Origin of the sequence: Vibrio sp. Of14-4, from assembly GCF_022347625.1 — a bacterium.
In the GTDB taxonomy this organism is placed as follows: Bacteria; Pseudomonadota; Gammaproteobacteria; order Enterobacterales; family Vibrionaceae; genus Vibrio; species Vibrio pristinus.
The window spans coordinates 164,649-189,241 of sequence record NZ_JAKRGI010000002.1; the positions used below are offsets into that span (position 1 = coordinate 164,649).

The following is a 24,593-nucleotide window of genomic DNA, read 5'->3' on the forward strand; positions in this document are numbered from 1 at the left end:
TTAAAATTTATAACTAGTCGTTAGGTAAAACTCTCTCGGAGAACCTGGCATGATCTGGCTAGCACTCGTTGAGCTGACGTAATACTCTTTATCCAAGAGGTTCTCAACACTTAGCTGGGCAATCCAGTTATGCCACTCGTATCCAACACGTGCATCGAAGCGAGCATAACCGGGTAAATTGACCTTGTTATTTTTATCTGCAAATCTGTCGCCAACCGCAATAAACCCGGTTTCACCAAACAAACCAGATTCTTGCTTGTATCCAACAAACAATTGACCATTCAATTGAGAGGTATTGGTTGGGCGGTTGCCTTGCACATTACCCTCCGCTTTTACCAATTCTGCATCTTGGTATGCGACGCCACCTCTCACCGTAATTTGTTCGCTAATAAAACCATTGAACGACAGCTCGATACCGTCAGTTCTTTGCAGGCCTGTAAGTATGATTTTGCTTAGATCTAGAGGGTCTTTGGTTCTTTGGTTGTACATCTCTAAACGGTATACCGACAAAGTCGTTGCAAGAGATCCACCAAACCAATCACTTTTAATGCCTGTTTCATACAAACGGGTATACTCAGGGTCTAACTGATTGGCCTCTTTACCCGGGCTAATGCCGATAAGACCACCACCGACAGGTGAAAACGTCTTGCTGTACGAAAGGTAAGCGGCATGCTCCTTAACTGGATTCCAAACTAAGCCAAGACGAGGGCTCCAACTTGAATTAGAGACTGTTTCTTCTGAGTTATCAGTATTCTTATGTGTGTTAATTTTAAAGTCGTCATACCTTATGCCTGCCAAAGCAATCCAGTTGCCAATTGTCACCTGATCTTGAAGGTACAAACCATAACTTTCTACTTTATGCTCAGAATCAAACTGAAGCTTCATAGAACCATCATAGCTAGGTATCATATCCGGCTGGTAGGCATTAGCAGATGGAATGGTACCCGAATGTTTATATAATTTGGGAATACGTTCCTGCCATGACTGCTCCCAGCCAAGGAGTAAGTTATGCTCAGCAATACCAGTACCGAATTGGTTCTCTAATTCAAAAGTGTTTGAAAAGTTACTGGCGTTTAAATCTTGCTGCCAGCGAGAGCGTTTTAAATCGCCGTTCGCCTCTACACTTGAAACGTAAGTGTTATCAAATTCGCTACTAAGATTGGTATAACTAAAAAGATGGCGAAGCTGCATTTCAGGATTAATCTGCCAAGTGAGTCTAGAGCGTGCTGATTGGGCAATGTCTTTTATGTAGTCACGGTCTGTATTGCTGTAAACCGTATCAATCGGAACATCAACGGGAGAGCCATTAACACTTGGAATTCCTCTATCAGGAACACGTTCTGATTCGTGACGTTCATACTGAACAAGCCATGTCACGTCATCATTGACATTCCAGTTAACGGAAGGAGCGAGCATATTTCGCTTGCTATCGACACCTTTTCGAAAGCTACCTGCATCTTCATAAGACATGTTAAGACGCACCTGAACGTCATCATTCACTTCACCAGTGAGGTCAGCATCAACTCGATAGAAATCATGGTTACCAATCCTAGTTGTCAATTTAGAACCTAGGCCTGCTTCTGGCTTTTTGGTGACTCGATTTATAATACCGCCAGAGCTACCTCTACCATAGAGAACAGCTGCTGGCCCTTTTAGAATCTCGACTGTTTCTATATTTCCAAGATCTCTCGTGTACTGCATGTCATCTCTAAATCCGTCTAAATAGAAATCATTAGAGGCTTTAAAGCCACGAATATTTAAGCCATCAAATCGAGTATCTCCGCTAGCATTAACGCCAGGAATACCAACCAGGGCTTCGCTCAGAGTGCTGTTACTAAAGGCGGTGATTTCTTCAACAGGCAGGCTTTCAATGGTCTGAGGAACCAATTTTGCGGGTGTTGCGACTTTAGTAGCCGTGGTCACTTGAGAGTGCTGAGTTCTTTCACCAACAACGGTTATTGTTTCTTCTTGTTCGGCTAAAACAGGAGTGCTAGCGGCCATAATAGCCATAGATATTAGATTAAATTTAAGGTTGTTTTTCATACAGTGTTTATATAACGAGCATAAATGCAATTAAGAATTATTAACATTATCATTTATAAAAAATCAGCTAAGGATAAAAGTGTCAATAAATGTAAATGGAAAGCACCCTTCATAAGAAAAACAGAGGTTTAACTAGCCTTATTTATTACTGGAAGCAATGAGACTATTAGCTTTGGGAAAGACGGGGTTTTAGTAAGGGGATCAGAAAGTCACACCAGGTCTCATAGAGACATGGATGAAAAATAAGCGATCATGCCGATTTTGGGGGACAAAAAGAAAGTAGCGGCGTCATTCGTTCATGTCTTTCCCACCAGAGTGATGAATCGAAAGACAACTTTAGAACAAAACGAAATCAAGGCTTAGAAGTAGAGAAAATATCTGGGAGCTTAATACTTCAATTTTACCTGACAAGCCATTTAGTAATGGGTAGTGAATTATTTGCAATTAATAATGACTCAAAATCACAATAAACTCTGCTAGTAGAGAAGCCTGTCAGTCAAATAAATAACGACAAGGATTAAAAGGCTAAGAAAAAAGGGGATACTCAATTTCATGACCAGCTTTTTCATCAAACTTGGGTTATTATCAAATACCATACCTTCTGCTTGCCTTACCCTTCTCTCTTCATCAAAATGCCACTTAATCGCTAAAAAGGCTCCAATGGCTAATATAATAAGCTTAAAAGCTCCAGCAAAGTACGGAAAAAAATTCGCCCAAGTGTCATTCATTATCTATCCCCATCAAACTAAATATGGATTTTGTGCTGTCAGAATCAAAGGTTCTTGTTTAGACCATATCCAAAAAAGCCAGTTTACTTCTCGCAATAGCGGCCTACAAGTCAATTCAAATATTAACTTCAGCACTTGTTAATTTCATATAAAACAAGTATAAGTATCTATAACATAATAAGTTATTTTAGAGAAGTCGAATAGATTTTCGCTAAAAATAACGCCATTCGAAAGGAAGGAGAATATATGGAAATAGTGGAAGCCAGTCTGTCAGATCTAGAATTATTCTTCGAATATATAGAGGTACAGCTTCTTGAAAATACCGATGATGATTCCCCCCTTTTTCAACCAATATCTAAAGAAAGTTGCCATATTTCTGACGAATTTAAAGCTAAGTTTCAAGATGGATTTAAGCACAACTTAGGAGAGCACGGCTGGAGAAAGCTCTGGGTTATCAAAGACTCTAACGAGAAGGTTGTTGGTCATATTGACTTGCGCCATCACAAGGATGCATATAAATTTCATCGCGTTCTTTTGGGTATGAGTGTTGACTCTCGTATACGAAAACAAGGTTTAGGTATAAAACTCATTGAGTGCGTCACTCAGTTTTGTAGTCAGAACCCAGCCATCGATTGGTTAGATCTTAATGTTCTTTCTGATAATCTTCCTGCGAAAAACCTGTATTTAAAGTCTGGGTTCAAAATCATAGGTGAAATGACCGATTGCTACCGTATAGAAGGAAAGGACGTCTCAGAAACTCTTATGACACTTTGTACTAAAAATCATGCTTAACTCACCTCTTTAAAGTCTTCTAACGTAACTCATTGATGACCCTATTCAAACTCCAATACAAAGTTTTACACTTATTATCATGATGAAAACTTGAATTAATATATGCTACATCAATAAGATATGGCATTAATTGGATATTTTGGTGGAAACATGTATCTTAACACAGTCAGTAATATCATCAATCAGCAAGATAGGGGCAATAGAGAACCAACTGATGAACTTAGTTTGGCAAACAAGGTACGCTCTGTATCCAATAAAAAGCGCCCTAAAAAGCTCGGCTTATCTTTAACCATGCCCCAAACAACAAAGGGAGAGATGCTAGGCAGTGGTTTATGCGGAGAGGTTAGAAGAGATCTCGCTCATGAAGGGTTTGTGTTAAAGAGCTTTAGCCGATTTGCCAACGAGATCGCGCAAAAAGAATGTAGCCTATTCACTCGTATCTATGGAGAAGGAAGCGCTGAAGTGATAGAAGAAGCGGATGGGCTTTATTTACGCATGTTAGAAGTACCAGGGGTGTCTTTAGACAAGTGCGAACCATCTGAATTACCAGATAAAGCGCGTGAGTTGTTTTTCCAAATGATATCTGATCTAAATGATGTAGGTATCATTCATGGAGATCTGCATTCTGGTAACATTATGTTTGATAAAGACTCAAACAGGTTTTGGCCAATTGATTTATCTAATGCCTATGACTCTTACTATGAGAGTTCATCTCATGGCAGAGCCTTGATGGACATAGACAACGAAAAAAGATTTAGGCAAATAATGAGAAAATTGGGTGCGTAACTCTATGTGATGTCGGTGTACGTATCACCTTCTACTCAACACAAAAGTAAACCTTTGAAGAGTATATATCCGCGAGCTCCAAAGAGCTCGCCACTAAAGGTACTAATAATGTGTAAAGCGGAAAGGCAGTGCCCTATTTTTGCGATTATAAATTTCTTTGCCTTTGTACTAACCACTTATCCAAATGATTAGCGAATTGCTGCCTATCAGCTTGACTTAAAGGAGCGGGTCCACCTGTCTGTACGCCGCTACTGCGCATAGTTTCCATAAAATCGCGAATATTAAGACGAGACTTAATATTTTCTTTCGTAAATAGCTCGCCACGAGAACTCAATGCATGCCCCCCCTTGGCTATGATTTCATCGGCTAAAGGGATATCACTGGTGATCACCAAATCATCTTTCTCGCAGCGCTTCACTATTTCATTATCTGCTACATCAAAGCCAGGCTGAACTTGCAGCATGGTCACTTTTGGTGATGCTGGAGTGCGAATAAACTGGTTTGCCACCAACGTAACTTCGACCCCTGTTCGCTCAGATGCGCGAAATAATACATCACGAATCACAACTGGACACGCGTCAGCATCTACCCATATTTTCATTACTTATTCTTCCCAATACTATGATTGCCTCAATTAAACCGCAAAAGTCATGCTCTTGATAGAGCTACCTCGATAAATAGGGACGTAAAGCAATCCATAAACACCATGAATGAATTTGAGGTAACAAAACGCTAGGTTCGCTGTTTAAACAAAAAATCGCAATACACTATCCACTAACTATGCACTTGTTACCATGGTAATATACAGACGTGTTAGTCCAAAACACAAAGTTATTAGCTGGCAGAGCCCAACAAAATTGACATATAAATCAATACTAAGAGTGATCCACATTCAAAACTGAGATCCAGAGTCCTACGTATAATAAGAATTCATAACGCTAATTCTACATATCGACCGTATTAAAATTAAAAATTTGTGAATTATTATTCAACAGAAGTCATTTAAAGAAGAAGCATACACAAAATGAATAATATGAAGATAATGTCGTTATTTTGAGCTAAAACGCCTTTTTGTGTAAATTAAGAATTAAATTTATCATCAAAATCAGCAAAAAATGTTAACCATTAGTTAAATCTCGTGCAATTTAAGTGATATGGATCACATCTATATATCTAACAATACATTTTACGTTCGTATTTTTCTCTTCGCCTGATACCCTCCTGAACACCTTGAAGTGAACTCAAGGTGAATAACTATAAGGAGTGTTCACGATGAATACCAAGAAACCTATGTCGCTCACCAGCCGTGTTATCTTAGGCATGGTAGCGGGTATCTTGACAGGATTTGCCATTCGCAGCCTTTTCGCCGACAACGGATTTGTCGACACATACATAGTCAACGGATTGTTTGACGTTGGTGGCCAAATTTTTGTCGCCAGCTTAAAAATGCTTGTTGTACCGCTAGTCTTTGTTTCACTAGTCTGTGGTACAAGCTCACTTAAAGATCTTTCGACCTTGGGCCGAATGGGTGGTAAAACGCTCGCTTTTTATATTGCGACGACAACTATTGCTATCACTTTTGCTCTTGTTATGGGAAGTGTTTTCCAGCCAGGCGCAGGAGCTGATCTCACTGCAGCCAGCTCGTTTAAGTCAGCCGAAGCACCTTCTTTGGGACAAGTTATTATCAACATGTTCCCGACTAACCCTATTAGCTCTATGGCTGAAGGTAAAACTCTGCAGGTAATCGTATTTGCAGTACTGTTTGGCATTGCAATAAGTGCCGCAGGAAAACCTGGTGAAAGAATCGCATCAGTATTTGCCGATTTAAACGAAGTCATAATGAAGCTTGTTGCCCTTCTGATGAATCTTGCTCCATACGGTGTCTTCTTCCTAATGGCTAAACTGTTTACTGGTTTGGGGTTAAGCGCCATAACAAACCTTGCGGAATATTTCTTGGTTCTTGCTGGCACCCTAGTTCTTCATGGCCTAGTTACCTACAGCTTGATGCTAAAAAGCTTTACTGGCCTAAGCCCTATTACCTTCTTGAAGAAAATGGAAGATGCGATTATGTTTGCTTTTTCTACTGCTTCTTCAAATGCAACCATCCCAGTGTCGATGGAAACAGCGAAAAATCGTATGGGCGTGGATAACCGCATTTCCTCTTTTACTATCCCTCTTGGAGCGACAGTGAACATGGACGGTACGGCGATCATGCAAGGTGTAGCGACAGCATTTATTGCGCAAGCGTTTAATATTGACCTCACCATGGGTGACTATCTAATGGTTATCCTAACCGCTACTCTCGCTTCTATTGGCACCGCGGGTGTACCTGGAGTTGGCCTAGTTATGCTTGCTATGGTACTTAACCAAGTTGGCCTGCCTTTAGAGGGTATAGCGTTAATTATGGGTGTTGATAGATTACTTGATATGATCAGAACTGCCGTTAATATCACAGGTGATAACGCAGTTACCGTCATCGTTGCTAAGTCGGAAGGCGCACTCGATGAAGAGCGCTTTAACAACCCACTAGCAGGTGCAAAAGAAGAGCAAGTTAGTCTAAAACACTCAAAAGCATAAAGAAACCATCCTAATGACCATTAACATTTAATAAGGTCATAGGTTTCCTAAATAAAGTATCAAGCCCCGAAACACATGTTTCGGGGCTTTTTTGATCACAAAATCCAAAACCAAGCAACACATACTTTGCAAATAACCCCAAACATGTCTTTAATTTTATGAGGTTAGCAACACTGATTGAGTGACTAACATCACCTCGTAGAATTGGTAATCAAAGAGTAATTTCAAGCGGATCGATACTTTTTCTGGTGGCTTACGATACGTTTTTTCCAGTTAACTGACACGCTTTTAGTCCGTATTTATTTGCGGTAAGACATTATCAGATTTGGAACACAGTCATGACTCAGCCTAAAGCCAAGAAGCAAACTTTTTCGATCCGCGTAACCATTGGATCTCTACTATTGCTGGTCACCACTCTTACCGCCACACTAGCACTGTCCATTCATTACCACTTTATCTATCAAACGTTAGAAGAGCATCAACTCGAAGAGTCTTCCACCGTTGCTGAGAATGTCAGTGACACCATGAAAGAAACTGACACCCGTATGCGAAACATTGCGTTCACACTTGCACAAGTTATCGATCCGCTCGACAAGAATCAGCAATGGTTACCTGCTTTTCTTGCAACATTAGAGGCAACTCCTGAGCTTTATAGTGTCTTTTTTGGTACAAAAGACGATAACTTTTACCAAATCATCAATCTTGATGTTGAACAGACATTACGAAAAAGTATGGATGCACAACCTGACGACAGATGGGTAATGGTCAATGTTAAACAAACAGAAGGCGGGCAACGAAAGAAAACGGTTTCCTTCGTCAGTCAGGATCTTAAGGTACGCAAAACCGAAGAAACGTTAAGTGGCTATTTCCCTTCACTGCGGCCTTGGTATAGAAAAGCTCATGCGCAAGCGGACAAAGTCATTAAGACCGAGCCCTATATTTTTAGCCAAGTGTCGGTGTCTGGGCAAACTTACGCCACTCAAAATGCCTCAGGCACAGCGGTAATAGGAATCGATGTATTACTCTCAACTCTTGCAACCATACTTAACCAAACATTTGCAGAGCAGCTAAGCGAAGCTTATGTTTTTCGTCAGACAGGTGAACTTCTCGCCGATACTCACCCGATTCCACAAGAGAAACCTTTACCTACTTTGCCTCTTTTATCGATGACAGAACAAGAAAAGGCTCTGATTGAACGTTTAGGTCCTTTGCGTGTTTCCAATCAAAGGAATTGGGCGCCTATTGACTATAGTGTGCTCGGAGAACCAAGAGGCTATGCCATTGATATGGTTAAAATGATAGGCCAGATGACAGGTATACAATGGACATTTAGTAACGGGCTCGATTGGAGTGAACTGGTGAGCCAATTCAATAACGATAAGCTCGATGCTTTACATTCTCTTCAATACCACAAAGACGGCTATGCTAAAGGGGTATTTAGTGACCCGATTTTTTCTCTACCCTTTGGTATTTTAGTTGCCGACAATTTAGGACAAGTTAACGATCTCAAAGCATTTAGTGGCGATAAGTTAGCCATTTTGTCGGGTTGGTCTATTATCCCAAACCTCAAAAAGAATTATCCCGAAATAGAAATCATCGAAGTCAGCGACTCATTTGAGGGCTTGACCCTTCTAAAAACAGGAGAAATAAAAGGTTTTATTGACACTAGTGCCATTCTCGAGCATGCAGTACATCAATATTTCACTGATGGAGTGACTGTCATCGAAGATATCGCTCCGTTCAATCAAGGGTTTGAAACCGAGTTTCACATAGCACTCAATCAAGGCTACGCCAATTTATTACCCATCATTAATCGCGCTATCAAACAAATTAACGATACACAAAAAGAGTTTCTCCTCGCCAAATGGCTCGGTGATTCCTCTGCAACAAAGCATAGAGTCATTCCTCATGCTGCTTTTTACGATCTAATGGCATCGCCATCGCAACATGGCAGCTTAGTCAGTACAACCACAAAAGCAGGAAATACCTATGTTTATCTGCAACCTGTAGGTTCTTCCTCTCCCAGTGAATTCTTGGCTATAACGCTACCCGTTTCCGTACTTCACAGCCAAGTTGTACGTCAGGTTTTGTACGCCACGGGGATATCTGCATTGATCATGCTACCTATGTTATGGCTCGCGTGGCTATCTGGTACTCCTGTTATTCAGGCGATCCGGTCACTAAAAAAAGAAACACAAAAAATACAACATCGTGACTACAATCAGCTTCAACCTGTAAAAAGTAGAATTAGAGAAATTTCACAGCTATCTTCTTCTGTCGAAGAAATGGCTAATCAATTACAAGCCCATGAAAAACAACAAGAAGCCTTACTAGACTCTATCGTTCAGCTTATCGCAAGAGCAATCGATGATAAATCTCCCTATACCGCAGGACATTGTAACCGCGTTCCAGTTATTGCGATGATGCTTGCCGAAGCCGCTGAAGCCTCAGCAGAGCCACCCTTTAGCGATTTTCGTTTTAACAATGAGCGTGAAAAACGAGAATTTCAAATGGCGGCATGGCTGCATGATTGCGGTAAGATAACCGTACCAGAATATATTGTCGATAAAGGCACAAAACTTGAGGCCAACTACAACCGTTTACATGAAATACGTATGCGCTTTGAGGTTTTATGGCGAGATATTACCATTAAGGGCTATATGAAAAGAGATAATGGTGAAGATGCAGATCAAGTTCTCTCATGGATTAAGGAACAACAAGCAAGGCTTCAAGAGGAATTTACTTTTGTCGCATCACTAAATACAGGCGATCGCCCCATAACGGATGAAGACATCATCAAACTCAAAAAAATTGGGGCTCAAACTTGGTGTCGTCAATTTGATGATACTATCGGCCTCTCTCCTGTCGAAAAAGACCGCCTATCTGAATCCTCTATAACACAAACATTACTAAAAGATTTACCAGAGCACAAAATACCGCGCTTTCACCCTCCTTGTTATGATTATGGTATTAAGATGCAAGCACCTGAATATTTGAGTGACCATGGCGAAATCTATAATTTATCAATTCAAAGAGGAACGTTAACCAAAGAAGATCGCTACCGAATCAATGAACATATGGTAAGCGGGATTAAAATGCTAGAAAGTCTGCCTTTCCCTGATGACCTAAAACAAGTACCCAGACTTGCAACAACACACCATGAAACACTAGCAGGTAAAGGCTATCCTCGTCAGCTGGACGAAGATGAACTCTCGGTAAAAGAGAGAATCCTTGCTATTGCCGACATATTTGAGGCCCTGACAGCCGCCGACCGTCCTTATAAAAAAGCCTTCACACTCAGTAAAGCCATCGCTATCATGGAAGAGATGGTCACCAACAAACATATCGATGGCGACCTTTTCACTCTATTCATAGAACAAAATTTGCACATATCTTACGCAGAGCGCTTTTTAGATCGCAGCCAAATTGACGTTGAGAATCGTACATAACGCCAATCTTATTCATTTTTCAACGCAGTTTTATACATGTAAGACCAACTATTACTGCTCTACTAAGGCTGCTTGTTTTCCATGTCGGACACTCGCTCATCGAGCTCTTTTATCGATTCTAAGAGAATTGCCACCATTCCTCCATAATCTACCTGCATATATCCAGATTCAGAATGTGTATAAATGAGCTCAGGGTACGATCGCTCAACCTCTTGGGCAATCAAACCTATTTCAGTTCTTTCATTTTTATCAATGTAGTTATAACGATAACCATTCATCTCTCTCAATGCATCCAGCGTATTGGTAACGCGCTGCACATTTTCTTTTAGGTTCGCATCGCTAAAGCGAAGAAAAACATGGTCAATCAGGGTGTGGTAGGAACGTTTTCCCGGCGCAAAATACGAACGCTGACCATCAGAAACATAAAAAACTTTCCACATCGAAAAGTTCCCTTCTGCGGGTTGGGGAACACTACCTTGAGGGCAAAAACCATCAAGAGATTTGTATGTGCTCTCTGAAATGGGTACAAATTTGAAATAGCTGTTTTCCCAAGGCTGCTCTTGGGTCATCACTGGCCAGTCAAATACCTGTTGATTCTCCGACCAGTCCCACTCATCTTCTTGTTGATCATAACAAAAGATACTAAATTCTTGTGCCACGCTCATTAGCGGGAAAAAAACCAAACTTAAGGACAGAAAAACACCACTTTGCTTCATTATATGTCACTCTTTATGTTTAAAAATTGGTCAGAGTATCTTTTAGCAACAAAAATGAAACAAGTTGAATACATAAAAATTCCACCTTAGCTCAAATATTAAACAGATTTTATGCTTTAAAATAAATCAAACAAAACAACCCAAGATCTTAGGTTGTTTATAATTCAGTCAGATTGAACCTAACTCACATACCCATCTTGAAAAGCACTCTAGAATAACGGCACTGTTATTAGTAACGTCTTTCAAGGAGTGAAATAATGACGATGCGATGGCCAGCCTTAATCGCCCTTTTGTTATTTCCTATCAGCTCTTTTTCCGCCATCAATACCCAAGAAACGCTACCATTGACTCAATCATTTATTGGTTATGCTGCCTTGGCGATTTTTGTTGGAGCTTATACTTTGGTCATGCTCGAAGAGCACCTTTCTTTAAGAAAATCCAAACCCGTTCTATTGGCAGCAGGTCTAATATGGGCGCTGATTGGTTATGTCTACTCGCAGCAAGGGCAAATACATATTGCTCAATCTGCACTAGAACATAACCTTTTAGAATATGCAGAATTACTGCTATTTTTGCTCGTCGCAATGACCTATATAAGTGCGATGGAAGAAAGACGACTATTCGATGCACTGCAAGCATGGATGATTGGTAAAGGCTTTAACTATAAGTCACTATTCTGGCTTACTGGGATATTGGCTTTCTTTATTTCTCCGATTGCCGACAACTTAACTACCGCATTACTTATGTGTGCTGTAGTGATGAAGGTAGGAGGAGGGAATAACAAGTTCATTAACATCGCCTGTATCAATATCGTTGTAGCGGCAAATGCTGGAGGCGCCTTTAGTCCATTTGGTGACATCACTACATTAATGGTCTGGCAAGCAGGCTATGTCTCATTTTCTGAGTTTATGCCACTCTTTCTTCCCTCGGTTGCCAATTATTTGGTGCCGGCGGCAATAATGTCACTGTTTGTGCCCAAAACAAAGCCAGATGTCATCCATCAACATGTTGAACTTAAACGCGGTGCTCGCCGGATTGTCGTGTTATTCATCATTACGATTGCCACTGCCGTTGCGTTTCATGCTGCTCTGCACTTCCCTCCTGTCATAGGTATGATGATGGGCCTCGCCTACTTACAGTTCTTCGGTTTTTTCCTGCGCAAAACACTGAAATCATCACTACAAAGAAAGGCTGCTATCGCTATTGCTAACCGTGACGATAATGCGTTAAAGCGTCTTGGCTCAGTCGTTCCATTCGATGTATTCCGGCGAGTCTCTCATGCAGAGTGGGATACGCTTTTGTTTTTTTATGGGGTGGTAATGTGTGTCGGCGGCTTGAGTCTTTTAGGTTACTTAGGGCTCGTTTCCGAGATCATGTATTCTCAATGGAACCCTATTTCAGCCAATATTATGGTCGGAATACTGTCAGCAATCGTCGATAATATTCCCGTTATGTTCGCGGTCCTTACCATGGAGCCTTCCATGTCAATGGGAAATTGGTTGTTGGTCACGTTGACCGCAGGTGTGGGAGGAAGTTTACTGTCAATCGGATCAGCGGCTGGTGTAGCTCTCATGGGCGCCGCGCATGGTAAATATACCTTTTTCGGCCACCTAAAATGGGCGCCTGTCATTGCTATAGGGTATGCCGCGAGTATAGGGCTTCACCTTATACTCAATGCTTCTTTGTTCTGACCTCTCAATAAAAAGCTCCTAGGGCAGACATCGGCTGCTCTGGGAGATGCTGGTTTGTTATTCAAGTCTGCGTTGCCAAACACTCGATAACTGATATTTCGCGCAAATACTGCAAGTTAGCGCTTCATTGTCACCGTGGATGCGCATCACTATATCTTCTCTTTTCTCTAAAGAGCTGTTTCTCATTGTGATAATTAAATAATTATCCTCAACTTTGAATGACTTGATGACATCTGGAGCGCCAACTTTGCTGATGGTAACTTTTGCATCTTTGAACAAAAGTAAATCTTGGGTATATAAGTTTTCATAGACCCCTTCAAAGTCATAAGTTGGCTTATTTATCATTCTATTTAAGTTATCTTCAAAGCATCCCTGTAACATCAAAGTGAATATTACAAAAATACCCCTATATTTTAACCGCATTAATCAGGTTCCCAATGCTCTAGTTTTAGTAATGCTGCTTTTCTATCTAACCCACCCGCATATCCCGTAAGCTTACCTTTTTTACCAATCACTCGATGGCAAGGTACTATCACTGAAATAGGGTTTTTTCCATTTGCCAATCCAACCGCTCTCACTGCTTTCGGATTCCCTATGGCTTCTGCTAGCTGCTGATAACTCCATGTTTCTCCGTAAGGAATTGTCTTTAATGCTTGCCATACTTGTTGCTGGAACTCAGTACCTTTAGCAGCCAGTGGCAATTGAAACATTTCTCTACGATGTGAAAAATATTCCTGTAACTGGTTGATTGTTAAAATAAGTATAGGATGCTTTGGATCTTTTTTACCTAAGTCTTGCGGTTGTGTGGTCTGAGTCTCAAACCAGGCTCCCATTAAGCCGTCGTCATTCGCTTGAATGGTCATCTTACCTAATGGCGAATTAAAGGTGGTATAACAGATACTCATACATGGCTCCAACAATGAAAAGTGGCATAACTCCCCCATGGAGAAACACTTTCAGAATTCAGTTCAGGAAACTGCTTCAGGACTTTTTTCACAACTAAATCTCCTTGCAGAAAACAGTTAGCCTCAGATGTACCTCTCAATTTTGCATAATTAACAGTCCATGGGCCGATACCTTTAATATCCAACCATTTGTCACAGTGCCCTTCAGGGTATTCTTGCATATATTCAACAAAACTGAATAACGTTTGCTTTCGGCTTTCTGGCATACGTAAAAAAGAGAGATCGGCTTGACTAACCTCTTGTGGTGTCGGAAATTGAGTTACTTTTTCGCTTCGCAATTCATGTACCAATAAATTAAGCTGTTTGATGGCGGCTTTTACCGACACTTGCTGACCTAATATGGCTCGCACACCCGCTTCCCAAACATCCCAAACGCCAGGGATGCGTATACCGCTTCGTTTGATTAACTTGGGGTTCAGTCTTTGTAAAGCATTTTCAATTGTTAAGATGTCACTATCCAGATCGAACATCCTACGTAGTTGATTAACTAAAGCTCTTAGCTGAAAATGATCAGAGAGTTCAAACTCTACTCGTAATACTCCAGCTCGAATAGGGTAAATAATAAACGTGCCTGATGCGCCATTAATCACAAAGTTTCGTTGATAGCTTTTATCACTGACATACTCTAGCCCCTCAATCGCTCTTAAACGGTAAAACTGCAACATATATTCCCAGTCCAATGGTCCTTTGAATGCAAGATCAATGTAATTTTTATTATTCTGGATTACATACTCCTGCTTACGCACTTGCGTCGGAGTCAACCTCATAACCTGCTTAAATGCATCATTAAAGCGGCGAACGCTGGTAAAGCCACTTGCAAAAGCAATGTCGGTAACAGACATCGAGCTAGAGTGTAGTAATTGTTTGGCAAACATCAGCTGATGGTACAAAGCATATTGTTTAGGTGGCATACCGAGGTAGCGTTGAAATAAATGACGTAGGTATCTGTCACTTATACCCAATCGTTGAGATAGGTCATTGAGACTATATAATTGAAGCTCCCCTTGTTCTATGAGTTTAACCGCACGTAAAAATGTCGTTTCGACACCTTTCCACGCCCATGAATTGGGGGCGCTATCAGGTCGACACCGCAAGCATGGTCTATATCCGGCTTTTAAAGCCTGAGCCTTATCAAAGAAATAGGACACATTCTCTTCCTTGGGCAAATTTGCCGGACAAATCGGGCGGCAGAAGATACCTGTTGTTTTCACCGCAATATAAAAGCGTCCATCAAAACGTGCATCTCTAGCTTGTCGAGCTTTTTGACACTCATGTAACGGGATTGTCGGAACTCTTTCCATGGCATTTTTATCTTTTGAATTCTTGAGTAAAGTCTATCTTTGTGGAAACGAAATACTAGCCATTTTCGGAAACGAATCGAATTTGCTATCAGTTGAAACTCATCTAGAGTTACAATGAAGAATAAAATATATAAAAAAGGAAGTTGGCTATGAACTTACATACATGCACTATTGTGCTTACTAATAATCACAAACTCACGTATCACAATGTTGAAAAAAGCCTAGAAACGATCGAAGAACACGGCACCTCTGGAATTAGCAACATATTGATTGATGCTGTTGATGGAAAAACGATACGTTCGTACTATCACCTATCGGTAGAAGAGTCGATCGAGAGTTTGATGGATTTATAGTAAATCTAGGAATTAAATTAGGCCTGCTTTGCTGGGCCTAATTTTATGTTTTTCTGGACCAAATAAAGGTGTTAGAAGTGCTTAAGCATCCATACATCACAACCACCATGTATAGTACCCACTAGTGGGGAGGAAAGGTGCTTAAAACCAAGATTCTCATATAACTTAATTGCCTGCGACATGCTCGAGAGAGTATCTAAATAGCATTGTTCAAATCCTTTCCGCTCAGCAAAATCAAGACATTGTTGAGTTAGCTGCTTTCCAAGCCCTAGACCTCGACCTTCCTTTAGCAAGAAAAGCTTTTTGAGTTCACACACTCTTCCATCATCAGAAAATGGAGAGATACCACATCCGCCCACGATTCTGCCATTAAATAGAGCGACCAAATACAAAGAATTCTGCTCTGGCAGATAATACTGACTCATATTCTCCACTTCAGCGTCCGATGGACCAAACCCCTCTCCCACCGCGCCATATTCTTCACCAACCCGTTTAATGATCTCGCATATTGCTGCGTCATGGGCTGGGATTATTGGAACAATTTCAAGCCTTCGCTCACTCATGATACTTCCTAACATAACTACTATGGAGATAAAAAATAATATGAATATCTTTTTATATCAATAGGATAAAACCAAAAGGATAACAAGAAGTTATACGGTCAACATAGACAATGATTAGTCAAACAACAGAATATAAGCTGGGCAAGGACTAAAAAGGACTCGACGCAAAGCCTGTCATTACACTGAGCTCCATCGACTTACCCAGTTTTGTCATTGGATGCACCAGTACTAAACCTTTAACTGATTTTTTTAATTTTCCAATATCCGCTTGCTCTGACTTGGTGATTTCACGAGAAAAGCCCATGGCTTTCAGCTTCTTACGCTCTTTATTCAAGTCATAGGATTGCTTACTTTTGATAGTGTGAACTTTCTTTGCGAGTTTATCGACTTCATCAGTAAATTTGGTGATCATTTCTTGATCGCCACGAACCTTAGCAGCATCTAGCTTACGATTATACTTGTCGAGGCGATTGTTAAGGTTTTGCAGCTCTTGCTTAGTGCTCATTAGGTCATGCTCTGAAAATCAAAAAGACCCATCACTCTACCATAAATAAGAACTTTTGTATTGCCGAAAAACCTAGACCTAAACTATGGAGACCACTGTCAGTATTCGATAGACATAAAATTGACAGAATACTTATGGCTATTTTTTCAGTACAACTCAACTCATCAGTCCAGTGAACAATACCAGAAGTCTCGATAGACTGCACATAGCTCTTAACCGGTTAACATGCTGACAAAGAGAATAAAAAAGGCTCTTCATCAGTAAAAATCTGTTCTCAAGTATTCTACCTACTTAATCATTAAAAAACTATTTTATCAATAAAGCATACCTACTCTTGCATATTGTCTAATCTTAAAGGAGTAAAGAGTTGAACCTGTTCTCGTCTTTGAAACGCTGAGACCATGAAATTGCGTTCGGCAAATTATAACCTGGCACTAACATTGGCGCCTTATGAACCTTTTAAAACAGGATGTTTGTATGAGCCTTACAATTCGAAGCCGCCTTTATATATTGGCACTGGTCCCATTGCTTGTAATAGCATTAGGCATGCTTGGCTTTACTTATGTAAAAACTAACGAGCTCAATGCTCAACAAATAGAAGTTACTAGAAGCAATATGATGCACATGAAGAAGGAAGAGCTTAAGCACTATCTTCAAATGGCACAGTCCGCTGTTCAGCCTTTGCTTGACAAAGGGGCAAGTCTCGAAGAGGCCTTCCCAACGCTCAGAGCACTGAAATACGGTAAAACAGGTTACATGTTTGGCTACAACTCCAAAGGTATTAGACAAATACAAGGCAGCAGCATGGGCGGAGTGGGTGATAGTTACTGGGATTTACAGGACAAGAAAGGTAACTATTTAGTGCGAGATTTAATACGAAATTCTAAAACCGGTGACTTTACAACATACTACTTTCCTAAGCCCGGCGAAACAGTAGCACTTCCAAAATTGGCATACTCTATCTATATACCTGAATGGGATTTGATGCTTGGCACGGGTTTTTATACCGATGACATCGACGCAATCGTCGCCGAAATGGAAAACACCACCAATGAAGCCCTACAAGAAACCTTATCTGCCATCATAGTGTTCTGTATCATTATCGCAGTCATAGTTGCTGTCTTTTCCGTTGGGGTCAATCGTACCATCCTCAAACCTCTCGAACTTTTTGACGCATCAATCAGCTCATTCGCCAGCGGGGATGCTGACCTTACAGCGCGGATGGAAGACTTCAAAGCACCAGAATTTTCGCAGCTGAGCAAAAACTTCAATGCGTTTGTTGAAAGCCTCCAGACCATCATTCGAAGTGTGAGTGAAGTCGGTCAACAAGTAGTATCCGAGACCACAAATATGTCTGGACGCGCAGGTAAAGTGGATGAACTTGCTTCAGGGCAACGTGAAGAAACAGAGCAAGTTGCTACAGCTATGACCCAAATGACAACTACAGCATCAGAAATATCGAACAACGCCAGTCAAGCAGCTGACTCAGCTAAAGAAGCAGATGACAATGCTAAAGATGCGCAAAATATCGTCAACTCTGCGGCCAAATCAGTTGAAGCACTTGCAGAAGAAGTATCTCAAGCCAATGGCGTTATCTCTCGATTAGAAGGTGATGTTCAGAATATCTCCTCATCGTTGGAAGTGATCCAAGATATTGCTGAACAAACAAACCTACTGGCGCTAAACGCTGCGATAGAAGCAGCTCGGGCTGGGGAACAAGGTCGCGGCTTCGCCGTGGTTGCTGATGAAGTCCGTAAATTGGCCAGCCGCACACAAGACAGTACTGGTGAAATTCATGAAATGATCGAACAGCTCAAATCCGCTTCCGATGACGCAGTTAAGGCGATGGAGTCAAGCCAAAAACGAGGTGCGAGCACGGTAGAAGAAGCAAACGCAGCTGCCAAAGCTCTGGTCCAAATTCAAGAATCGATTGGCACCATTATGGATATGAACTCGCTTATTGCTACGGCTACAGAAGAGCAAAGCATAGTAGGTCAAGAGATCTCTGAACGCATTGTGGTTATCTCAGACCAAAGCTCTCAATCGGCGGATCTAGCCAATGAAAATAAAGCGGGTAGCCAAGCACTTAACCATAGAGCCAATGAGCTTTACGACTTAGTCGGTCGATTTAAAGTCTAAACTCAGCCAAGGCCTGTGAAAGCAGGCCTTACATTTTCTCCCTCTTCCATAATTCACTCTCCCCTAGCACGTCCACAATAGTTCATAGAGTAAAGACTCTGATTATTGAAGTGCGTCTCAATAAAAAAGTGACCTCATATTTAGATTTCACACATTTCCATAAATCACACGCAAACTTATTGACAAAACAGCACAATTAAAAGCCCCAATTTTTCCATGTGTGTAATTTGTGCGTAACTTGTAGATAGGTTCTTTGAGAGCCGAAAAATGTCAAACGCTTGATGTTTGTAGTAGGCCATGTTCAACACTATTTTTTATTATCCAAAGGAAAGTAACATGTATAAAAATATTATAAGTTGTTGTATCGCCTCAGCTCTTTCAGTTATGTCTGGCTTGGCGCTTGCACAACAAGGCGAGGTGAAATCGGTCTTAGCTGAAGGTCAAAATCTTGCACCTTTACTCACAGTCGAAGATGAGAAAGGCATAAAAAATAAATATATCGTAGTGCTCAAAAAACCAGAAATGTTGCTTGAGGGCTCGCAAGCTTTTGTCGAGTTTACTCAGCAAACTGTAACTGGATTGGCTAGTCAACATTCGCTTAAAACAGAGAGAATATACGATCATGTTTTGAGTGGATTTTCTGCCACTCTAACGAAGGAACAACTCAAAGCACTTCGTGAAGATCCACAAGTGGCTTATATCGAGCAGGACAGAATCGTAACTATCGACCCTGTATTCTCCGACGAAGGCACCCAAACCAATGCTATTTGGGGCTTGGATCGTATTGACCAACGAAACTTACCACTTAGCGGCAGTTACACATACAACTATGACGGCACAGGTGTCACGGCTTATGTTATCGACACTGGTGTAGAAAACAATCATAGCGAGTTCGGTGGCCGTTCGACTTCAGGCTACGATTTTGTTGATAACGATAATGATAGTTCCGACTGTCACGGACATGGTACTCATGTAGCGGGCACTATTGCTGGTAGCCAATATGGTGTAGCAAAGAATGCCAATATTGTTGGTGTCAGAGTACTCAGCTGTCGCGGTTCTGGTTCTAACTCAGGGGTAATTGGAGGTGTAAACTGGGTTGCAGCCAATGCATCTGGCCCTTCGGTGGCCAACATGAGCTTAGGCGGTGGCGTATCTAGCTCACTAGATAGTGCAGTAGCGAGTGCTGTCCAATCTGGAATCACTTTTGTATTGGCAGCAGGAAACTCAAGCGCTGATGCTTGTAACTCTTCACCAGCTCGTGAACAGAGTGCAGTAACAGTGGGTGCCAGTACAAGCAGTGATAGCCGATCAAGCTTTTCAAATTGGGGGAGCTGTGTAGATGTCTTTGCTCCGGGTTCAAATATCAAATCAGCATGGATTGGAGGTGGCTATAGGACAATCAATGGTACTTCTATGGCAGCGCCTCATGTTGCTGGTGTAACCGCTCTTTACCTTCATGAGAACAATGCATTATCACCTTCACAGGTATCTAACCTTATTAGCACACGTGCGACATCCGGTAAAATATCTGACACTCGCGGCACAGTTAATAAGCTCGCGTACAGCCTCAGTGGCAGCGGCTGTGAACCAGATTGTGACAATCCAACGCCAACTCCTGATGGTGAACTGACCAATGGAACCCCTGTCAGTAACATCAGCGCGAGCCGCGGGGCACAGAAACAGTACTATATTGATGTGCCTGCTGGCCGTTCGCTCAGCGTAACAACAACGGGTGGCACTGGTGATGCAGATCTATATGTACGCTTTGGCGCACAACCAACAACTGGCACTTGGGACTGTCGCCCTTATCGCTCAGGTAATAATGAGGTTTGCACCATTTCAAATACACAAAATGGTCGCTATCACATAATGCTTAATGCCTACAGTACTTATAATGGAGTCACTCTAAAAGCGAGTTATTAACTAGTAACGTCCAATCAAAGCATAATACCAGTCAACCTTAGTTGGCTGGTATTTCATCTGCTAAACAACATATCTGATTTATAACCTGAGATTAAATCTATTCTCTCATCAGTAGGTAACCTTCCAAAAATCTTTCTTGCAAAAGTTAATTACTTTGATTCGATGTTAGAAAATATCGACTATCATTCATATACTTAAAGTTGGCAATCAACTTCTTGGCATTATCTTTTCCGCCAAGCAAAAGCTCATAACAGTACGACATTGGAGGTCTCTTGATTACTTTCATGCTCAATCAAGAAGTCAAACAAGAACATCATATTTCACCCAATATGACGGTGCTGCAATACTTAAGATCGCATATCTATAAAACGGGAACTAAAGAAGGGTGCGCATCTGGAGACTGTGGTGCTTGCACCGCAGTTTTGGCTGAAGTCAAACACGGTCAACTCCAATATCGTTCAATTAACACTTGTATTACATTCATATCCTCATTACACGGAAAACAGCTCATTACTGTTGAAGATTTACGTCAAGGAGAGCAGTTACATCCTATTCAGCAAGCCATGGTTGAGTATCACGGCTCTCAATGTGGATATTGCACCCCTGGTTTTATCATGTCGATGTTTGCACTTGTCAAAAACAAACCCAGCGCTAACAAACAAGAAATCATAGAATTTCTGGCTGGAAACTTGTGTCGCTGCACAGGCTACAGAAGCATACTAGATTCGGCGCTTTCTCTTAGGTCTAACCAACCCTTAGTCGATCATTTTTCTGCTAACGAAAAGAATACCATTTCGCAACTCAAGAGACTAAACCAAGAATCCGCATCACTAACATATGGTGAACTCAAAGCCTACTTGCCACGCACCATAAAAGAGCTTGCCAAAATTTACAGTGTAAACCCCTCTGCCAAGTTGGTTGCAGGAGGCACGGATCTCGCTCTCGAAGTTACTCAACAACATAAAAAAATTGAAACTCTTATTTGCTTACACCTGGTCGAAGATATGAAAGTATGCTTTGAAAAAGAAGGCATGCTTCACATTGGTGCCAATACCAATATCACTGATGCAGCGCAAGCACTTGTGAGGTTGTTTCCTGACTTTAGCGAACTGTTACATCGATTCGCCTCTCCGCAAATACGTAACTTGGGTACCTTGGGCGGTAACATTGCTAATGCCTCACCTATTGGTGATATTGCCCCGCTCTTCATCGCGCTAGATGCCAAGCTAAAGCTGCGTTGCGGCAATAAAACTCGTACTTTACCTCTCGAGGACTTTTTTGTCCGTTATAAAATAACAGCACAACAAAAAAGCGAGTTCATTGAGCAGATCCAAATACCCAAACTTAGGAAGCAGGATTTTTTTCGCGCCTACAAACTTTCCAAACGTCTGGATGATGACATCTCTGCAGTCTGTGGCGCTTTCAATATCCAAGTAAACGATAGCAAAGTCGTCAGCGCTCGAGTTGCTTTTGGTGGAATGGCTGAAATTCCCAAACGGGCCACTCAATGCGAAAGAGCCCTCATAGGTAATAGTTGGAGTCAAGAGACGATTGACTCTGCGATGGCTTCATTAAGCAAAGATTTCAAGCCAGTGAGCGATTTTCGAGCCAGTAAGGAATATCGTTCAACCACTGCGGCAAACATGCTTCAACGACTATTTATCGAATATAACTATCTCAGCAGTCAAATTGAAACACGAGTGACCACCTATGTCTAAATTACACAAAAAAACGCTCAAAACTGGCGTGGGTAAAAGTGTCGAGCACGACAGTGCTGCCAAACAGGTAACGGGCGAGGCCACTTATGTTGATGACCGACTTGAGTATCCCAATCAGCTGCATGTGTATATAGGGACAAGCACACAAGCCCACGCAAAAATCACAAAACTAGATACTTCTTCTTGCTATAATTTCGCAGGCGTCGCATGCGTGATTACACAGAAAAATATTCCAGGAGACATAGACATAGGCGCGATTTTACCCGGAGACCCTTTACTTGCGAACGGTGAAGTCCAATATTATGGCCAACCCATTTTTGCAGTCGCCGCCAATTCAATCGATACGGCGAGAGAAGCAGCACAAGCCGTTATTATTGAGTATCAACCTCTTCCACCTCAGCTGGACGTTAAACAGGCACTAAAACAAAAACAGTTTGTCAGCGAAAGTCATCAGCAGACACGAGGAAACCTACAACGCGCCTTTAAGCGTGCCAAACACATCATCGAAGGTGAGCTTGAAATTGGTGGTCAAGAGCATTTTTATCTTGAAACACAAGTAAGCAGCGCAATACCGACAGAGGATGGCGGGATGCAAGTCTTCTCATCAACCCAAAATCCAACAGAAGTGCAGCATAAAGTCGCTCAGGTTCTCAATTTACCAATCAACAAGGTGGTGATTGAAATACGCAGGATGGGCGGCGGCTTTGGTGGAAAAGAAACACAAGCGGCGATACCTGCGTGCATTGCCGCTGTAATTGCCAATCTCACTCAAAGACCAACCAAACTGCGTCTTCCTCGCATGGAAGATATGATAATCACAGGAAAAAGGCACCCTTTCTATAATCAGTATAAGGTGGGATTCAATGATGAGGGCATAATAGAAGGTGTCGACATTGTTGTTTCCGGTGACTGTGGGTACTCGCCAGATTTATCCAGTTCAATTGTCGACCGCGCCATGTTTCACTCAGATAACGCTTATTATCTCGGTGCTGCAAGTGTTACTGGTCATAGATGTATGACGAACAAGGCCTCCAATACCGCCTTTCGAGGCTTTGGTGGGCCCCAGGGAATGATGACAATAGAACACATCATGGATGAAATTGCCCATTACCTGAAAAAAGATCCCCTAGACATCCGCAAAGCTAACTATTACGGTGGCCAAGGCCGAAATATCACCCATTATCATCAAAAAATTGAAGATAATTGCCTAACAAGTATCACCAATAAGCTCGTTAGAGATTGTAAATATCAAGCTCGCCGCAAGTCTATTAATCAATACAACAAACAAAGCCCGATTCTTAAAAAAGGCCTAGCAATTACACCAGTGAAGTTTGGCATTTCCTTTACGGCTAAATTTTTAAATCAAGCTGGTGCTCTTATCCATATATACACCGACGGCAGTATTCATCTTAACCATGGTGGTACTGAGATGGGACAAGGCCTCAATACAAAAGTAGCGCAGATTGTCGCAGAAGAGTTTCAGGTTGAAGTAGAACGCATTCAAATTACAGCCACAAATACCGACAAGGTTCCAAATACCTCCCCTACTGCGGCATCTTCAGGTACTGATCTCAACGGAAAAGCCGCGCAAAATGCCGCTAAGACAATAAAGCAGCGGCTGATTAAGTTTGCCTCAAAGCACTTTAAGGTCATGACGAAAGAGGTGGTATTTAAAAATGGTCATGTCATGGCTGGTAAAAAGCAGATGACATTTGATGCCTTAGTTCAATTAGCCTATTTCAACCAGATCTCACTGTCGAGCACAGGCTTTTATCGCACGCCAAAAATCCACTATGACCATGACAGAGCGCGTGGTCGTCCTTTCTATTATTATGCCTATGGCGCAGCATGCTCGGAAGTAATTATTGATACCTTGACTGGCGAATACAAACTACTGCGAGTGGACATTCTACATGATGTTGGAGCATCACTAAACCCAGCAATAGACATAGGACAAATTGAAGGTGGCTTTATTCAAGGCGTGGGCTGGCTTACTAGCGAAGAATTATGCTGGGATGGGCAAGGACGTTTAACAACAAGCGGACCTGCAAGTTACAAAATTCCTGCCATCTCCGATATGCCATTGGAGTTTAATACGCAATTACTTCAAAACCACGCCAACTCAGAAGACACCGTCTATCATTCAAAAGCGGTCGGCGAGCCTCCTTTTATGCTCGCTATTTCTGTATGGAGTGCATTAAAAAATGCCATTACTTATGCTGTACCTAAAGGGCCAGCACCACAATTAAATACCCCGGCAACGCCTGAGCGGGTGTTAATGGCGATTCACAGTGCAAAAAATGCCAGTGCCTGAGGCCTTAATTAGGTAATCAGCTAAGGAGAA

Annotated in this window: 19 protein-coding genes; 10 read left to right on the forward strand and 9 right to left on the reverse strand. The window is 41.7% G+C overall.

Translation table 11 applies throughout. The annotated features are described in order from the left end of the window. Positions 1-2,043: a TonB-dependent siderophore receptor gene (locus tag MHN79_RS03000; protein WP_343283924.1), complete on the reverse strand. Its 2,043-nt coding sequence runs from the start codon at positions 2,041-2,043 to the stop codon at positions 1-3. A gap of 476 nt (positions 2,044-2,519) precedes the next feature. Beyond that, positions 2,520-2,771 carry a hypothetical protein gene (locus MHN79_RS03005; protein ID WP_239171660.1) on the reverse strand — a complete coding sequence of 84 codons (252 nt, stop codon included), beginning with the start codon at positions 2,769-2,771 and terminating at the stop codon, positions 2,520-2,522. 246 nt (positions 2,772-3,017) lie between these two features. On the opposite strand from MHN79_RS03005, the gene MHN79_RS03010 reads away from it, so the two are divergent. Together MHN79_RS03010 and MHN79_RS03015 are read left to right on the forward strand one after the other, a co-directional pair. Continuing rightward, entirely contained in the window at positions 3,018-3,563 is a 546-nt protein-coding gene (locus MHN79_RS03010; protein WP_239171661.1) for a GNAT family protein, read from the forward strand. A gap of 150 nt (positions 3,564-3,713) precedes the next feature. Next, positions 3,714-4,349: an RIO1 family regulatory kinase/ATPase gene (locus MHN79_RS03015; protein WP_239171662.1), complete on the forward strand. Its 636-nt coding sequence runs from the start codon at positions 3,714-3,716 to the stop codon at positions 4,347-4,349. Positions 4,350-4,494: 145 nt separating this feature from the next. On the opposite strand, the gene MHN79_RS03020 is transcribed toward MHN79_RS03015, so the two are convergent. Then, the gene (locus MHN79_RS03020; protein WP_239171663.1) at positions 4,495-4,950 is read right to left on the reverse strand and encodes a YaiI/YqxD family protein; all 456 of its coding nucleotides are present in this window, start codon (positions 4,948-4,950) and stop codon (positions 4,495-4,497) included. Between the two features lie 671 nt (positions 4,951-5,621). On the opposite strand from MHN79_RS03020, the gene MHN79_RS03025 reads away from it, so the two are divergent. Both MHN79_RS03025 and MHN79_RS03030 read left to right on the forward strand, forming a co-directional pair. Then, positions 5,622-6,926, forward strand: a complete 1,305-nt coding sequence (locus tag MHN79_RS03025; protein WP_239171664.1) for a dicarboxylate/amino acid:cation symporter — start codon at positions 5,622-5,624, stop codon at positions 6,924-6,926. Between the two features lie 338 nt (positions 6,927-7,264). Next, positions 7,265-10,375, forward strand: a complete 3,111-nt coding sequence (locus MHN79_RS03030; protein WP_239171665.1) for an HD domain-containing phosphohydrolase — start codon at positions 7,265-7,267, stop codon at positions 10,373-10,375. A gap of 62 nt (positions 10,376-10,437) precedes the next feature. Here MHN79_RS03030 and MHN79_RS03035 read toward each other — a convergent pair whose 3' ends face one another. Next, a complete protein-coding gene (locus MHN79_RS03035) occupies positions 10,438-11,091 on the reverse strand; it encodes a tail fiber domain-containing protein (RefSeq protein WP_239171666.1) in 654 nt (217 codons plus the stop codon). 257 nt (positions 11,092-11,348) lie between these two features. Here MHN79_RS03035 and nhaD point away from each other — a divergent pair, with 257 nt between their 5' ends. Next, positions 11,349-12,782, forward strand: coding sequence for a sodium:proton antiporter NhaD (nhaD, locus tag MHN79_RS03040; RefSeq protein WP_239171667.1), 1,434 nt, complete (start codon positions 11,349-11,351; stop codon positions 12,780-12,782). Positions 12,783-12,839: 57 nt separating this feature from the next. On the opposite strand, the gene MHN79_RS03045 is transcribed toward nhaD, so the two are convergent. From MHN79_RS03045 to MHN79_RS03055, 3 genes are read right to left on the reverse strand one after another with little or no spacing between them, the layout of a single operon-like run. Beyond that, complete coding sequence (locus MHN79_RS03045) at positions 12,840-13,205, reverse strand: hypothetical protein (protein ID WP_114784169.1); 366 nt, start codon at positions 13,203-13,205, stop codon at positions 12,840-12,842. Then, entirely contained in the window at positions 13,205-13,687 is a 483-nt protein-coding gene (locus MHN79_RS03050; RefSeq protein WP_239171668.1) for a methylated-DNA--[protein]-cysteine S-methyltransferase, read from the reverse strand. The genes MHN79_RS03045 and MHN79_RS03050 overlap by 1 nt, the downstream gene beginning before the upstream one ends. Beyond that, a complete protein-coding gene (locus tag MHN79_RS03055) occupies positions 13,684-15,048 on the reverse strand; it encodes an Ada metal-binding domain-containing protein (RefSeq protein ID WP_239171669.1) in 1,365 nt (454 codons plus the stop codon). The genes MHN79_RS03050 and MHN79_RS03055 overlap by 4 nt, the downstream gene beginning before the upstream one ends. Before the next feature lie 149 nt (positions 15,049-15,197). Here MHN79_RS03055 and MHN79_RS03060 point away from each other — a divergent pair, with 149 nt between their 5' ends. Next, a complete protein-coding gene (locus MHN79_RS03060) occupies positions 15,198-15,401 on the forward strand; it encodes a hypothetical protein (RefSeq protein ID WP_160928826.1) in 204 nt (67 codons plus the stop codon). 71 nt (positions 15,402-15,472) lie between these two features. Here the strand turns inward: MHN79_RS03060 and MHN79_RS03065 are convergent, their stop codons facing one another. Both MHN79_RS03065 and MHN79_RS03070 read right to left on the reverse strand, forming a co-directional pair. After that, a complete protein-coding gene (locus tag MHN79_RS03065) occupies positions 15,473-15,964 on the reverse strand; it encodes a GNAT family N-acetyltransferase (RefSeq protein ID WP_239171670.1) in 492 nt (163 codons plus the stop codon). Between the two features lie 148 nt (positions 15,965-16,112). Continuing rightward, complete coding sequence (locus tag MHN79_RS03070; RefSeq protein ID WP_239171671.1) at positions 16,113-16,469, reverse strand: YibL family ribosome-associated protein; 357 nt, start codon at positions 16,467-16,469, stop codon at positions 16,113-16,115. 477 nt (positions 16,470-16,946) lie between these two features. Between MHN79_RS03070 and MHN79_RS03075 the strand changes: the two genes are divergently transcribed. From MHN79_RS03075 to xdhB, 4 genes are all read left to right on the forward strand, one after another. Next, positions 16,947-18,608 carry a methyl-accepting chemotaxis protein gene (locus MHN79_RS03075; protein WP_239171672.1) on the forward strand — a complete coding sequence of 554 codons (1,662 nt, stop codon included), beginning with the start codon at positions 16,947-16,949 and terminating at the stop codon, positions 18,606-18,608. 336 nt (positions 18,609-18,944) lie between these two features. Next, complete coding sequence (locus MHN79_RS03080) at positions 18,945-20,531, forward strand: S8 family peptidase (protein ID WP_239171673.1); 1,587 nt, start codon at positions 18,945-18,947, stop codon at positions 20,529-20,531. 329 nt (positions 20,532-20,860) lie between these two features. Beyond that, positions 20,861-22,249 (forward strand): xanthine dehydrogenase small subunit, encoded by a 1,389-nt coding sequence (xdhA, locus tag MHN79_RS03085; protein WP_239171785.1) that lies wholly within the window; start codon positions 20,861-20,863, stop codon positions 22,247-22,249. Then, positions 22,242-24,563 carry a xanthine dehydrogenase molybdopterin binding subunit gene (gene xdhB, locus MHN79_RS03090; protein ID WP_239171674.1) on the forward strand — a complete coding sequence of 774 codons (2,322 nt, stop codon included), beginning with the start codon at positions 22,242-22,244 and terminating at the stop codon, positions 24,561-24,563. The genes xdhA and xdhB overlap by 8 nt, the downstream gene beginning before the upstream one ends. The last annotated feature ends 30 nt before the right edge of the window (positions 24,564-24,593 follow it).